A 14,548-nucleotide genomic window follows, 5' to 3' on the forward strand; every position below is an offset into this window, starting at 1 on the left:
GAAGAGCCGGTGAAACGTGTGTGACCTGCGTCGCACGATGTGCGCCAGCCTGCGGTTTCCCGGGTTCGGTGAGGCATGCCTTGCTTGACATCCCTGATTACGCAACAAGGATGTTATCTATATCGACGACGGAGGTGAGCACGTGACGACCACCCAGGCACCCTGGGGTGCGCACGCTGCTGCGCACACCCCGCACGCGGAGAGCGACGGCACCCGCCGTCGTGTGCTCGCGCTCGTCGCGACCGAGGGCCCGGTCACCGCGGGTCGCCTCGCCGACGTGCTCGGGCTCACCCAGGCGGCCGTGCGCCGTCACCTGGCCGGCCTCGAGCGCGACGGCACCATCACGGTGCACGACGGCGGCACGGGAGCCGTGCCGGCCCGCCGCGGCCGGCCGGCACGGCACTACGTCGTCAGCCCTGCCGGGCAGGCCGAGCTCGGCGAGCAGGACTCGGAGCTCGCCACCCAGGTGATGCGGTACCTGCGTCGCACGGGCGGTGACGAGGCCGTCGAGGCGTTCGCCACCGAGCGCAACGACGCCGTCGTCCGCCGCTACGCGCCACGACTGACCGCCAGCGACCCCCAGGAGCGGGCAAACCAGCTCGCCGACCTGCTCTCCGCCGACGGCTACGCCTCCTCGGTGCGGCCCGTCGTCGGGCCGGTCGTCCCCACCGTCCAGCTGTGCCAGGGCCACTGCCCCGTGCAGCACGCCGCCGAGGACTTCCCCGAGCTGTGCGAGGCCGAGGCCCGCGCGTTCTCGGAGTTGCTCGGCACGCACGTCCAGCGGCTGGCCACCCTCGCAGGCGGCGCGCACGCCTGCGTCACGAACATCCCGCTGACTCCCCCCCACCCCGCCGGCCGCCCCGGCGGCACGCAGGAAGGATCACGATGAGCGCTCCTACCCAGGACGCCGCCACCAAGGCGGCAGAGGCACAGACCGAGAGGCCCTCCGACGACGAGATCATCGCGTCGATCGGCTCCTACGAGTACGGCTGGCACGACACCGACGAGGCCGGCTCCGTCGCCGAGCGTGGCCTGAACGAGGCCGTCGTGCGCAACATCTCCGCGCTGAAGGACGAGCCGGAGTGGATGCTCAAGGCCCGGCTCAAGGCGCTGCGCCTCTTCGGCAAGAAGCCCATGCCGAGCTGGGGCGCGGACCTCACCGGCATCGACTTCGACCGCATCAAGTACTTCGTGCGGTCCACGGAGAAGCAGGCCACCAGCTGGGAGGAGCTGCCGGAGGACATCAAGGCCACCTACGACAGGCTCGGCATCCCCGAGGCGGAGAAGCAGCGCCTCGTCGCCGGCGTCGCCGCGCAGTACGAGTCCGAGGTCGTCTACCACCAGATCCGCGAGGACCTGGAGGAGCAGGGCGTCATCTTCGTCGACACCGACACGGGCCTGCGCGACTACCCGGAGCTGTTCCAGGAGTACTTCGGCACGGTCATCCCCGCCGGTGACAACAAGTTCTCGGCGCTCAACTCGGCCGTCTGGTCGGGCGGGTCGTTCGTCTACGTCCCGCCGGGCGTCCACGTCGAGATCCCGCTGCAGGCCTACTTCCGGATCAACACCGAGAACATGGGCCAGTTCGAGCGGACGCTGATCATCGCCGACGAGGGCTCCTACGTGCACTACGTCGAGGGCTGCACCGCGCCGATCTACTCCTCCGACTCGCTGCACAGCGCCGTGGTGGAGATCGTCGTCAAGAAGAACGCCCGCGTGCGGTACACGACCATCCAGAACTGGTCGAACAACGTGTACAACCTGGTGACCAAGCGTGCCACGGCCGAGGCCGGTGCCCAGATGGAGTGGGTCGACGGCAACATCGGCTCCAAGGTCACCATGAAGTACCCGGCGATCTACCTCCTGGGCGAGCACGCCCGCGGCGAGACGCTGTCCATCGCCTTCGCCGGCGAGGGCCAGCACCAGGACGCCGGCGCCAAGATGGTGCACGCGGCGCCCCGGACGTCGTCGTCGATCGTGTCGAAGTCCGTCGCGCGCGGCGGTGGGCGCACGTCCTACCGCGGGCTGGTGCAGGTGCTGGAGGGTGCCGAGGCGTCGGCCTCCAACGTGCTCTGCGACGCGCTGCTCGTCGACCAGATCTCCCGGTCCGACACCTATCCGTACGTCGACGTCCGCGAGGACGACGTGTCCATGGGGCACGAGGCGACGGTCTCCAAGGTGAGCGCCGACCAGCTGTTCTACCTCATGTCCCGAGGCATGGACGAGACCGAGGCCATGGCCATGATCGTGCGCGGGTTCGTCGAGCCCATCGCGCGCGAGCTGCCCATGGAGTACGCGCTCGAGCTCAACCGCCTCATCGAGCTGCAGATGGAAGGGTCCGTCGGCTGATATGACTGCCACCACCGATCGCACCACCGATCACTCGCGCGCCGCGGCCGACGGCGCCCACTCCCACGGAGTGGTTCCCGCCGGCAGCCGCGCCGAGCGGGTGACCTCCTTCGACCTCGCGGACATCCCCGTGCCCTCGGGGCGCGAGGAGGAGTGGCGCTTCTCGCCGGTCTCCCGGCTCCAGCCGCTCTTCGCGGACACCCTCGGAGCCGACGGCGTCACGGTCGCCGTCGAGGCCGCCCCCGAGGTCAAGGTCGAGACGGTCGCCCGTGACGACGCGCGCCTCGGCAAGGCCGGCAAGCCCGGTGACCGCACCGCGGTCAGCGCCTGGAACGCCGTCGCCGAGGCCACCGTCGTGACGGTGCCCGCCGAGGCGGTCGCCTCCGACGTCACGTCGGTCCGGATCGACGGCGTCTCGAAGGACGCGACGGCGCAGCACCTGCTGGTGCACGCCGAGCGGCACTCCGAGGCGGTCGTGGTCATCGACCACCGTGGTGACGCGCTGCTGAACCAGACCGTCGAGGTCGTCGTCGACGAGGGCGCGCACCTCACCCTCGTCTCCGTGCAGGACTGGGCCGACGGTGCCGTGCACGCGGCGGCGCACCGGTCCACGATCGGCCGCGACGCACGGCTCAAGCACGTCGTGGTGACCTTCGGCGGCGACGTCGTGCGGATCACCCCCGACGCGACGTTCACCGCCGAGGGCGGCGAGGTCGAGATGGTCGGGCTGTACTTCGCGGACGCGGACCAGCACCAGGAGCACCGCCTGTTCGTCGACCACGCCGTGCCCAGCTGCAAGTCGCGCGTGACCTACAAGGGGGCGCTGCAGGGTTCGGGCGCGCACACGGTGTGGGTGGGCGACGTGCTCATCCAGGCCGAGGCCGAGAACACGGACACCTACGAGCTCAACCGCAACCTCGTCCTGACCGACGGGGCCCGGGCGGACTCGGTGCCGAACCTCGAGATCGAGACCGGCGAGATCGCGGGAGCCGGCCACGCGTCGGCGACCGGCCGGTTCGACGACGAGCAGCTCTTCTACCTGATGGCTCGCGGCATCCCGGAGGTCGACGCACGCCGGCTCGTGGTGCGCGGCTTCTTCGCGGAGCTCATCGACGAGATCGGTGTGGAGTCCGTCGAGGAGCGTCTGCTCGCCTCGATCGAGGCCGAGCTCGAGAAGTCCATGAGCGTGATCACCGGCGTGCCCGCCGCGGCGGAGTGACGTCGTGACCAAGCAGATCGTCGCCACGACGGCTGACCTCGAGCCCGAGGAGGCCAAGCTCGTCGAGCTGGACGACGCGAACGGGGCCACCGTCCCCGTCGCACTCGTCCGGGACGCCGACGGCGACTTCCACGCGATCAGCGACATCTGCTCGCACGGAGCGGTGTCGCTGTCGGACGGCGAGGTCGAGGGCTGCCGGGTCGAGTGCTGGTTGCACGGCTCGCAGTTCGACCTGCGCACCGGCAAGCCGCTGCAGCTGCCCGCGACCCGGCCGGTGCCCGTCTATCCGGTCACCGTGGAAGGCGACCAGGTCCTCGTCGACATCGACGCCCCGATCGCCGTCGCGTCCTGACCCCCACTTCTCTCGTCCCGAGACTTTCGAATCATTTGGAGAACCACTGATGTCCACCCTGGAGATCCGCGACCTGCACGTCAGCGTCGAGACCAAGGAAGGGCCGAAGCCGATCCTGCGCGGCGTCGACCTGACCATCAAGTCCGGTGAGACGCACGCCATCATGGGGCCGAACGGCTCCGGCAAGTCGACCCTCGCCTCGGCCCTCGCCGGCCACCCCAAGTACGAGGTGACGTCCGGCACCGTCACGCTCGACGGCGAGGACGTCCTCGCCATGAGCGTCGACGAGCGCGCCCGCGCCGGCCTGTTCCTCGCGATGCAGTACCCCGTCGAGGTCCCCGGCGTGTCGGTGGCGAACTTCCTCCGCACGGCCAAGACCGCCATCTCCGGCGAGGCCCCGGCGCTGCGCACCTGGGGCAAGGAGGTCAAGGGCGCGATGGAGAACCTGCGCATCGACAGCTCCTTCGCCGAGCGCTCGGTCAACGAGGGCTTCTCCGGCGGTGAGAAGAAGCGCCACGAGATCCTCCAGATGGAGCTCTTCAAGCCGCGCTTCGCGGTCCTCGACGAGACCGACTCGGGCCTCGACGTCGACGCGCTGCGCGTCGTCTCCGAGGGCGTGAACCGCGCCAAGGACACCACCGACGTCGGGGTCCTGCTCATCACGCACTACACGCGCATCCTGCGCTACATCAAGCCGGACTTCGTCCACGTCTTCGTGGACGGCCGGATCGCCGAGGAGGGCGGCCCCGAGCTCGCCGAGCGGCTCGAGGACGAGGGCTACGACCGCTTCCTGACCACCGGCGCCACGGCGTCGGCCTGACGGAGCGGACCATGACCGCCGCCGACACCGTGCGCCCGGCCCAGGCCGAGGCCCTCACCGCGAGCGAGCTCGCCGCGGTGCGGGCCGACTTCCCGCTGCTCGGGCGCACGGTGCGGGGCGGCAAGCCGTTGGTCTACCTGGACTCGGCGGCGACCTCGCAGAAGCCGAACGTGGTGCTGGAGGCCGAGGTCGAGTTCTACGAGCAGCGCAACGCCGCCGTGCACCGCGGCGCGCACCAGCTCGCGGAGGAGGCCACCGAGGCGTTCGAGTCCGCGCGCTCGGCCGTCGCCTCGTTCGTCGGGGCCGACGACGGCGAGATCGTCTGGGCGTCGGGCGCGACGGCGGCGCTCAACCTCGTGGCCTACGCGTTCTCGAACGCTACGGCCGGCCGCGGGGGGGCGGCTGCCGAGCGGTTCCGGCTGGAGCCGGGTGACGAGATCGTCGTGACCGAGGCCGAGCACCACGCGAACCTCGTCCCGTGGCAGGAGCTGTGCGCCCGCACCGGCGCCGTGCTGCGCTGGTTCGGGGTGGACGACGACGGCCGGATCGACCTGTCCGACGTCGACGACGTGATCACCGACCGCACGCGGATCGTGGCGTTCGGCCACGTGTCCAACGTGACGGGTGCCGTCGGCCCCGTGGCCGACCTGGTCGCCGCCGCCCGGCGCGTCGGCGCGTACACGGTGCTCGACGCCTGCCAGTCGGTGCCGCACCTGCCCGTGGACCTGCGGTCCGTCGGGGTGGACTTCGCCGTCTTCAGCGCGCACAAGATGCTCGGGCCGACCGGTGTGGGAGCACTCTACGCTCGCCGCGAGCTGCTCGAGGCGATGCCGCCGGTCACCACGGGCGGGTCCATGGTCGAGGTCGTCACGATGGAGGGCGCCACCTACGCGCCGCCACCGCAGCGGTTCGAGGCCGGCACCCAGATGGTCGCCCAGGCCGTCGGCATGGGTGTGGCCGCGCAGTGGCTCGACGAGCTCGGCATGGCGCGGGTCGCCCGGCACGAGCACGAGCTGGCCGCCGAGCTGCTGCGGATCACCGAGATCCCCGGCGTGCGCGTGGTCGGGCCGACGGACACGACCGACCGTCTGGCGGTCGTCTCGTTCGTCGTCGACGGCGTGCACGCGCACGACGTGAGCCAGGTGCTCGACGACCGCGGTATCGCCGTACGGGTCGGCCACCACTGCGCCCAGCCGCTGCACCGGCGGTTCGGTGTGGCGGCGACGGCCCGTGCCTCGGCGTCGGTCTACACCACCGTCGACGAGATCACGGCGTTCCGGGAAGCGCTGACGGGTGTGCGAGCGTTCTTCGGTGCAGAGTGAGCAGGGAGGACGCATGAGCGGTTCGTTGGAGCAGATGTACCAGCAGGTCATCCTGGACCACGCGAAGCACCCGCACGGCCGTGGGCTGGCCGAGTCTGCCGACGGCCACCTGCGGGGCGAGTCGCACCAGGTGAACCCGACGTGCGGCGACGAGGTCACCCTCCGCGTGGACGTCGTGGCGGACGGTGCTGGTGGCGCGGTGGTCTCGGGCGTGTCGTGGGAGGGTCAGGGGTGCTCGATCTCCCAGGCGTCGGTCTCCGTCATGACCGAGCTCGTGACGGGCCGCGGGCTGGCTGACGTCCGCGAGCTCGACGCGACCTTCCACGCGCTCATGGCCTCGCGCGGCAAGGGGCTGGACGACGAGGCGGCGCTCGAGTCGCTCGGCGACGGCGAGGCGTTCACCGGCGTCTCGCAGTACCCCGCCCGCATCAAGTGCGCGCTGCTCGGCTGGGCAGCGCTGAAGGACTCGCTGGCGCGCAGCGGCGCGCTGGCCGACCCGACCGGAGGAACCGATGACTGAGAACACGACCGAGACGGCCGCGCCGGCTGGTCCGACGCCGGGCGCGACGACCGCAGCCGACGTCGAGGAGGCCATGCGCGACGTCATCGACCCCGAGCTCGGGATCAACGTCGTCGACCTCGGCCTCGTCTACGGCGTCGAGGTGGACCAGAACAACCACGCCACGATCGACATGACCCTGACCTCGGCGGCGTGCCCGCTGACCGACGTCCTCGAGGACCAGTCGGCGCAGGCTCTCGAAGGGCTCGTGACCGGGCACCGGATCAACTGGGTCTGGATGCCGCCGTGGGGTCCGGAGAAGATCACGGAGGACGGCCGCGAGCAGCTCCGCATGCTCGGCTTCAACGTCTGAGTCCAGGGCCCGTCCCGGCCGGGTCTTCGACCTGGCGGCGGCCGCACCGCAGGACCCGACGTCCACCGCCACCTGGAGGCGTCTCCAGGCTGCGGTGGACGCCGGCGCGTGATAACGATGGCAAGTGGAGTCGGGGGACTGGAGCCCCCACGTCGCGTGCGCGACGTCCGTCCGGGACGAGAAGGCCTCGATGACCTCCACTGCCGAAGGCGCCGCTACAGCCAACAAGCTCACTCTTCCCGCCCTGACCGCGATGGTGGTCGGCTCGATGGTCGGGGCCGGGGTGTTCCAGCTGCCCGCTCGGTTCGCGAGCGAGACGGGCGTCTACGGTGCCCTCATCGCCTGGACCGTCGCAGGGCTGGGCATGCTCACGCTCGCCTTCGTGTTCCAGTCCCTCGCCGTCCGCAAACCCGCACTCGACAACGGCGTCTACGTGTACGCCCGCGAGGGTTTCGGTGTCTACCCGGGCTTCCTGTCGGCCGTCGGGTTCTGGGCCTCGGCGTGCGCGGGCAACGCCTTCTACTGGGTGCTCATCATGACCACCCTGTCGCAGCTCTTCCCGGATCTGGGATCCGTCCTGGGCGACGGCGACACGTGGACGGCGTTCTTCATCTCTGCCGCGGCCGTCTGGGGCTTCTACTTCCTCATCCGCCGGGGCGTCAGGGAAGCGGCCGCGATCAACGCGGTCGTCACGGTCGCCAAGCTCGTGCCGCTGGCGCTCTTCCTGGTCCTGGTCGTCTTCTTCTTCGACTGGGACGTCTTCGTCGGCAACCTCACCGGTGGCTACGACGTGCCCGGCGGCGAGTCGTTGTTCGTGCAGGTGCAGGGCACCATGCTCATCACCGTCTTCGTGTTCCTGGGCATCGAGGGTGCGAGCGTCTATTCCCGGTACGCCAAGAAGCGACGCGACGTCGGGCGGGCCACGGTGCTCGGGTTCCTGTCGGTGCTCGCCCTGTTCGCGAGCATCTCCATCCTGTCCTACGGTGTCCTGCCCAAGAATGACATCGCGGCTCTCCCGCAGCCGTCGGTCGGCGGCGTGCTGGAGGACGCCGTCGGCCCGTGGGGCGGGGTGCTCATCCGGGTCGGCCTCATCGTCTCGGTGCTCGGTGCGTACCTCGCCTGGCAGCTGCTGGCCGCCGACGTCGTCTACGCGGCGGCCAAGGACAAGGACCTGCCGCGCTACTTCTCCCGGTTGAACGCACGCGAGGTGCCGCAGAACGCGGTGCTGTGGACCTCGATCTTCGTCACGCTCATCCTGTTCGCCGTGCAGTTCGTCAGCGACGCGCTCGACTTCACGCTCGACCTGACGGCGGCGCTCGCCCTCGCCCCGTTCGCCCTGGCCAGCGCCTACGCGGTCAAGATCGCGCTGCGCCGCGACGGGTACGGCAACGTCTCGGAGGGTCTCCGCACCCGCGAGCTGGTGGTGGCGATCATCTCCACGGTCTACACACTGTTCCTCATCTGGGCCGCCGGGTACGTGTTCGTGTTCCTCGCGTGCCTCCTGCTCGCACCCGCCACGGCGCTGTACTACGTCGCGCGTCGCGAGCAACGTGCGAGCATCTTCACCACCTCGGGCCTGGTGACGTTCGTCGTCGTCGCGGCCTTCGCCGTCGTCGGCGCCGTGCTCCTCGCCACGGGTTCCGTGCAGATCTGATCCAGTGCCCGGCCGGGACGCGACCACGGCGGACCCGTCCCGGTGCCGCCCCGCCGGGATGGTGTCATGCCCTCCCCAGCCGGATCATCGTCCAGGACACGGGCGGTAGCTCGGCGCGGACCCGGCCGTCGGCGATCTTGGCGGTGGTGTTGGGGCGCGGGACCACGGTGGTGTCGTCGTCGGCGGTCGCGGCCCAGGTGTGGTCCGGGTTGGACAGGGTCAGCGCCTCCAGCACGGCGAGGCCGGGAAAGCCCCGCAGGTCGACGTCCAGGACGACGTCGTCCCTCACCGAGCGGTTGGTCGCGAAGAGGACGACCTCGCCGGTGGCGGGGTCGTGGGTGGCGACGGCGTCGAGCACGGCCACCTCGCCGAACCGGGCCGTCTCGGTGACGGGTGAGTCGATCGCCAGGCGCAGCACGTCACCGGTGGCGTACCGGGAGGTGAGTGCGAAGGGGTGGAAGATCGTCTGCTTCCAGGCTCGTCCGCCCGGTTCGGTCATGATCGGGGCGATGACGTTGACGAGCTGGGCCTGGGAGGCGGCGTGGACCCGGTCGGTGTGGCGCAGCAGGCTGATGAGCAGGTTGCCGACCACGACGGCGTCGGCCACGTTGTAGCGGTCCTCGAGCAGCACCGGGGCCACGGGCCAGTCGTCGCCGGACGGCGGGCGGGACTCGGCCCGCTGCTGGTACCACACGTTCCACTCGTCGAAGGAGATGTTGATGCGCTTCGAGTGCTTGCCCGCCGCGCGCACGGCGTCCGCGGTGGCGGCCACGGCGTCGATGAAGTGGTCCATGTCGACCGCGGAGGCCAGGAACGAGGCGAGGTCGCCGTCGGACTCGTAGTAGTAGGCGTGCGCCGAGACGTGGTCGACGTGCTCGTAGGCCTCGGTCAGGACCGTGTGCTCCCACGCGCCGAACGTGGGCATGGCCGAGTTGGACGAGCCGCACACCACCAGCTCCAGGCCCGGGTCGATCATCCGCATCGCCCGGGCGGTCTCCGCGGCCAGGCGCCCGTACTCGTGCGCGGTCTTGTGCCCGATCTGCCACGGCCCGTCCATCTCGTTGCCCAGGCACCACATCGTGACCCGGTACGGGTCCTCGGCACCGTTCGCGCGGCGCCGCTCGGACCACTCCGTGCCACCGGGCACGTTGCAGTACTCCAGCAGCTCCAGCGCCTCCGCGATACCCCGCGTGCCGAGGTTGACCGCCATCATCGGCTCCACCCCGGCCCTGGCCGCCCACCGCATGAACTCGTCCACCCCGACCAGGTTCGGCTCCGTGGAGTGCCACGCCAGGTCCAGGCGACGCGGCCGGTCCTTCACCGGACCGATCCCGTCCTGCCACCGGTACCCGGACAGGAAGTTGCCACCCGGGTAGCGCACGGTGGAGATCCCGAGCTCCCGGATCAGCTCCAACACGTCACCACGAAACCCGTCGCCGTCGGCGCTCGGGTGCTCCGGGTCGTGGATCCCGGTGTACACCGACCGACCCAGATGCTCGACGAACGAACCGAACGTGCGACGACGCACAGGCCCGACGACGAAGGCCGGATCGACGGTGACAGATGTGGGCAGCATGAGGCTTCCTCCGGGAACGGGGCGGGGAACGCTGGTGACGCAGGTCGGGGAACTACTGACCGAGCTCGTTCTGCAGGTCGGACTGCGTCTGGTCGAGAGCGTCCTGCGCGGGCACGCCGTTCTCGAAGATCTCGTTGAGGGTGACGGTGCGGAACGTGTTGTCGACGCTCGGCCAGTTCGGATCGGTGAAGGAGTCGAGGTGCCCGATCCCGCCCTTGACCTCGTTCAGGACCTCGAACAGGTTGGTCTGGAAGTACTGGTTGAACTTGTTGTCAGGATTCATGGTCACGGCCTCGTCCTCCCAGACGGCCATGTTCACCGGGTCGAAGCCGAGCACTTCCCAGACCGCGACGTTGGCCTCCGGCGACAGCTTGGCGAACGCGAGCCAGTCGGACGCGAGGTCTCGGTTCGGGGAGGCGACGGGTACCGAGGCGCCCGTGCCACCGCCACCGATGGTCTGCGCGGCACCGCCCTCGATGACGGGCGCCGGCGCGATGGCGACCTTGCCCTCGAGGTCGGGCATGTAGTCCACGAACCGGGAGGTGTACCACGCCGGGTACACGATCGCCGCGTAGTCGCCGTTGTTGATGGCGCCGAAGGCTTCCTCGGAGTCAGGGCTGCCACCGGGGATCGTCGAGATCGCGCCGGCGTCCTGCATCTCCTGCTCCATGGAGAGTGCCTCGACGACCTCAGGACTGTTCACCTGCAGGTTCCCCTCGGCGTCGAAGAACTCCCCGCCCAGCTGGGCCGTGATGAGCGGCTCGACGAAGTTGACGCCGGTGCTGGCGACGCCGAACGCCTTGTCGGTGGCGGCGTTGTACTCGGCACCGGCCTCACGGAAGTCGTCCCACGTCTCGATCGTGGTGTAGTCGATGCCGGCGCCCTCGAGCAGCTCCGTGTTGTAGAAAGCGACGAAAGCGCCCACGTGCGTCGGGAAGCCGTACACCTTCCCGTCCTTGCTGTACAGGTCGAGACGTGCCTGGACGACGTCGTCCGCGTACGGCGCCGCGGCTTCGGTCAGGTCTACCAGCGGGGGAGTCGACCCCTTGACGAAGCTGGCGAACTTGTTGACCTCGATGTCGACGACGTCGGGAAGACCCTCGCCCGAGTTGACGGCGAGCTGGAGCTTGTTGTGCATGTCCTCGTAGGGGTACACGGTGACGTCCAGCCTGATCTCCTGCTCAGGGTTCGCGTCGTTCCACTGGTCGGCCATCTCCTCGTAGTACGCGGCGTGCACGTCCGCGAACGTCCACATGCTCAGGTTCGTGGAACCGTCGGAGTTCTGGGTCGGTGCGGCCTCACCGCTGCCGCCGCCGCTGCAGGCGGCGAGCGAGGCGACGGCGAGCCCTGCGACGAGCGCGGACATCTTCGTTCGCTGTGTGGTCATGAACTTTCTCCGTTCGGTCGGGCGGGAGGTCAACCCTTGACGGCCCCCGCGGTGATTCCTTCGATGAAGAATCGCTGGAATGCCAGGAAGAGGATGAGGATCGGGATGAGCGAGAAGAAGGCTCCGATGATGAGGAGCTCGTAGTTGTTGCCGTAGGGAGTCAGCAGGGTGTTGAGACCGATCGGCAACGTGAACTTCTCCGGTGTCCGCAGCACGAGGAGCGGCCACAGGAAGTTGTTCCAGCAGAGCATCCCGTTGAGGATCGTCATCGCTGCCATGGCCGGCTTGCTGATGGGGAGCACGAGGCGGAAGAAGATGCCGAACTCGGTCACGCCGTCCACGCGACCCGCCTCGAGGATCTCCTTCGGTATGCCGAGGAAGTACTGCCGGAAGAAGAAGATCGTCACGGCGGCCGCGAGGAAGGGCAGCACGATGATGAGGTAGGTGTCAGCCAGACCCATGTCGTTCACCTGGACGTACAGGGGCAGCATGAGCATCTCGAACGGCACGGTGATGAGCAGGAGCACCATGATGAACGACAGCGTCTTGCCCTTGAAGTGGTACATCGCGAACCCGTAGGCGACGAAGGAGCTCACCAGGAGCGTGCCCGCGACCTGGGCCACCGTCAGCAGGAGCGTGTTGGCGAACCAGCGGAAGTACGGTCCCGAGTCGGTGAACAGCAGGACGTAGTTGTCCAGGCTGAGGGTGCTGACGTCGACGTCGAACGTCATGCCTCGGCGGATGACGTCGTTGCCGTCCTGGAAGGTGCCGATGAAGATCGCGACGAGCGGCACGAGGGCGATCGCGGCGATCAGGAGGAGGAACCCGGACTGGATCCACGTCGCGGCCCGCGGCGAGAGGCGTCGTGGGCCGGCGGTCGTCCGGTCCGGCGGGGTCGAGCCGGTGCCGGACTCCTGGGGTGCGGATCCCCCGCGGACCGTGGTGGGTGGTTGGGCAGCCATCACGCGGCCTCCTTCTTGAACGTCCCGCTGGCGATGAGGTACGTGAGGTTGATCGTCATGACGATGACGAGCAGCACGACCCCGACGGCCGAGGCGAACCCGAGGTCGTTCTCCTCGATGCCCTTGCGGTAGAGGTAGCCGATCACCGTCAGGCCCTGGTTGTTCGGCGACGAGTTCCCGGCATAGAGCATGAAGCTCTCGAGAAACATCGCGAGCCCTCCGTACACGCTGATCGTCACGACGTAGACGATCGTCGGCTTGAGGTTCGGGATGGTGATGTGGAGGAACTGCTGGAACTTGCTCGCGCCGTCGATCGACGCGGCCTCGTAGTACTCGGTCGGGATCGACTGCATCCCGGCCAGGAAGTACATGGTGTTCACCCCGCTCCATCGCCAGAGCGCGAGTGCGAGGAGAGCGACGAGGCCGGTGATGTCCTCGCGCAGCCAGCGGACCGGACCGAAGCCGAAGAACTCGGCGACCTGGTTCATCATCGCGGAGTCGGACTCGGCGAAGATCAGCCGGAACACGATGCCGGCGACGACGACCGAGGTCAGCGCGGGGACGAACAACGACGCCTTGAAGAAGGCCTTCACGCGTGGGTTCCCGAGCTTCGAGTTCACGACCGCCGCGAGCACCATCGGGATCGGGACCAGCAGCACGATCGTCAGGATCATGTAGCGCATGCTGTTGTAGAGCGCCTGCCAGAAGACTCGGTCCCGCCAGAGCCGTTCGTAGTTGTCGGTGCCGATGAACGTGGCTTGGCCGTAGAGCACCTCCTGGAAGCTCATCACGAAGGATCTCCCGATCGGGACGATCCAGAACACGGCCAGCGTGACCAGGAACGGAAGGATGAAGAGGTACGGGGCGAGCCTCTTCGAGTACAGGATCTGTCTCACGACGGTGTGGTCCCTCCACGACGGGGGCAGCGATCGGTCAGCCGGACGGGCATCATGGGCGCGTGGTGAAGATGAGCGACGTGGCCCGTGAGGCCGGGGTGTCGAAGATGACGGTGTCCAACGTGATCAACGGACGCCCGGGAGCGAGCGAGGCGACCCGGGCACGGGTGCTCGCCGCCGTCGCCCGCCTCGACTACACGGTCGACGTGACGGCGCGGCGCCTGCGGGCGGGTCGCAGCGGCGCGATCGGCCTGCTGGTCCCGCATCTCGACGGGCCCTACTACGCGCACCTCGCGGCACGTCTCGACACGCTGGCGCGGGCGCGGGGGTACCACGTGATCATCGAGCGCACGGGGGCGAGCCGGGAGGGGGAGCTGGACGCCATCTCTCCCGAGCGCCTCCGCCCGTTCGACGGGGTGGTGTTCAGCCCTGTCCAGATCGAGACCGCGGACCTGATCGGTGCCGGCGTGGAGGTGCCGGTCGTCCTGCTCGGCGAGCGGCACCTGGCCGGCCCGTTCGACCACGTGATGATGGACAACGTGGGTGGCGCCGACCTCGCGACGGCCCACCTGATCGAAGGAGGTGCCCGCCGGATCGCCCTGGTCGGCGGGCGGCCCGACCGCGGCGTCGACAGCATGCCCACGCTGCGCACCCGCGGCTACCGGCAGGCGCATGCCGACGCGGGGATCGAGGTCGACGAGCAGCTCGTCGTCGATGCGGACTCGTTCACCACGAAGGACGGTTACGACGTCATCATGCGGCTCCACCGCGAGGGCGTGCGGTTCGACGGCGTCTTCGTCCTGACGGACGCTGCGGCGATGGGCGTGCTGCGCGCCCTGGCCGACCTGGGCCGCCGCGTCCCCGAGGACGTCCAGGTGGTGGGGTTCGACAACGACGACGAGGGCGACTATCTCGTGCCGCGGCTGACCACCGTCGACCCGGACAACGACTCGATGGCCCGCAGCGTCATGGAGCTGGTGCTGCGTCGCGTCGATGCCGGTGCGCCACGGGTGTCGGACGCCGCTGAGGTGGTGACGTCGGCGCGCGTCGTCGTGCGTGAGTCGACGCGCCCTCGCGCCTAGCAGTGGAGCTGTCACCGTGCCTCTTCCTCGAGTCACCCGACCGGGTGGTGTACCGAT

General features: G+C 69.3%; 14 protein-coding genes. 10 read left to right on the top strand and 4 right to left on the bottom strand.

From position 1 onward, the window contains the following. The first annotated feature begins 142 nt into the window (after nt 1-142). From ACH5HR_RS00085 to ACH5HR_RS00125, 9 genes are all read left to right on the top strand, one after another. Nucleotides 143-889 carry a helix-turn-helix transcriptional regulator gene (locus ACH5HR_RS00085; RefSeq protein ID WP_416475590.1) on the top strand — a complete coding sequence of 249 codons (747 nt, stop codon included), beginning with the start codon at nt 143-145 and terminating at the stop codon, nt 887-889. Next, nucleotides 886-2,349, top strand: a complete 1,464-nt coding sequence (sufB, locus tag ACH5HR_RS00090) for a Fe-S cluster assembly protein SufB (protein WP_416475591.1) — start codon at nt 886-888, stop codon at nt 2,347-2,349. Before ACH5HR_RS00085 ends, sufB begins: the two co-directional genes overlap by 4 nt. A 1-nt stretch (nt 2,350) precedes the next feature. Next, the gene (gene sufD, locus ACH5HR_RS00095) at nt 2,351-3,568 is read left to right on the top strand and encodes a Fe-S cluster assembly protein SufD (RefSeq protein ID WP_402377181.1); all 1,218 of its coding nucleotides are present in this window, start codon (nt 2,351-2,353) and stop codon (nt 3,566-3,568) included. A 4-nt stretch (nt 3,569-3,572) separates the two neighbouring features. Next, on the top strand, nt 3,573-3,920 hold the full coding sequence (locus ACH5HR_RS00100) for a non-heme iron oxygenase ferredoxin subunit (RefSeq protein WP_402377184.1): 348 nt from the start codon (nt 3,573-3,575) through the stop codon (nt 3,918-3,920). 49 nt (nt 3,921-3,969) lie between these two features. Next, on the top strand, nt 3,970-4,740 hold the full coding sequence (gene sufC, locus ACH5HR_RS00105; RefSeq protein ID WP_402377187.1) for a Fe-S cluster assembly ATPase SufC: 771 nt from the start codon (nt 3,970-3,972) through the stop codon (nt 4,738-4,740). An 11-nt stretch (nt 4,741-4,751) separates the two neighbouring features. Next, entirely contained in the window at nt 4,752-6,062 is a 1,311-nt protein-coding gene (locus tag ACH5HR_RS00110; protein WP_416475593.1) for a cysteine desulfurase, read from the top strand. A 13-nt stretch (nt 6,063-6,075) separates the two neighbouring features. After that, nucleotides 6,076-6,582 (top strand): Fe-S cluster assembly sulfur transfer protein SufU, encoded by a 507-nt coding sequence (gene sufU / locus ACH5HR_RS00115; protein WP_416475594.1) that lies wholly within the window; start codon nt 6,076-6,078, stop codon nt 6,580-6,582. Beyond that, nucleotides 6,575-6,934 carry a metal-sulfur cluster assembly factor gene (locus ACH5HR_RS00120; protein WP_402377193.1) on the top strand — a complete coding sequence of 120 codons (360 nt, stop codon included), beginning with the start codon at nt 6,575-6,577 and terminating at the stop codon, nt 6,932-6,934. Before sufU ends, ACH5HR_RS00120 begins: the two co-directional genes overlap by 8 nt. A gap of 190 nt (nt 6,935-7,124) precedes the next feature. Then, complete coding sequence (locus ACH5HR_RS00125) at nt 7,125-8,588, top strand: basic amino acid/polyamine antiporter (RefSeq protein WP_416475596.1); 1,464 nt, start codon at nt 7,125-7,127, stop codon at nt 8,586-8,588. A 64-nt stretch (nt 8,589-8,652) separates the two neighbouring features. Here ACH5HR_RS00125 and arfA read toward each other — a convergent pair whose 3' ends face one another. The 4 genes from arfA to ACH5HR_RS00145 are packed head-to-tail and all read right to left on the bottom strand — an operon-like array spanning nt 8,653 to nt 13,409. Then, on the bottom strand, nt 8,653-10,164 hold the full coding sequence (gene arfA / locus ACH5HR_RS00130) for an arabinosylfuranosidase ArfA (RefSeq protein ID WP_416475597.1): 1,512 nt from the start codon (nt 10,162-10,164) through the stop codon (nt 8,653-8,655). Nucleotides 10,165-10,216: 52 nt separating this feature from the next. Beyond that, a complete protein-coding gene (locus tag ACH5HR_RS00135) occupies nt 10,217-11,551 on the bottom strand; it encodes an ABC transporter substrate-binding protein (protein ID WP_416475599.1) in 1,335 nt (444 codons plus the stop codon). 29 nt (nt 11,552-11,580) lie between these two features. Beyond that, entirely contained in the window at nt 11,581-12,513 is a 933-nt protein-coding gene (locus ACH5HR_RS00140; RefSeq protein ID WP_416475600.1) for a carbohydrate ABC transporter permease, read from the bottom strand. Then, nucleotides 12,513-13,409, bottom strand: coding sequence for a carbohydrate ABC transporter permease (locus ACH5HR_RS00145; protein ID WP_402377206.1), 897 nt, complete (start codon nt 13,407-13,409; stop codon nt 12,513-12,515). Before ACH5HR_RS00145 ends, ACH5HR_RS00140 begins: the two co-directional genes overlap by 1 nt. A gap of 71 nt (nt 13,410-13,480) precedes the next feature. On the opposite strand from ACH5HR_RS00145, the gene ACH5HR_RS00150 reads away from it, so the two are divergent. Beyond that, the gene (locus ACH5HR_RS00150) at nt 13,481-14,491 is read left to right on the top strand and encodes a LacI family DNA-binding transcriptional regulator (RefSeq protein WP_416476391.1); all 1,011 of its coding nucleotides are present in this window, start codon (nt 13,481-13,483) and stop codon (nt 14,489-14,491) included. Nucleotides 14,492-14,548 lie beyond the last annotated feature (57 nt).

Source organism: Isoptericola maris, from assembly GCF_048065335.1.
Lineage (GTDB): Bacteria > Actinomycetota > Actinomycetes > Actinomycetales > Cellulomonadaceae > Isoptericola > Isoptericola rhizosphaerae.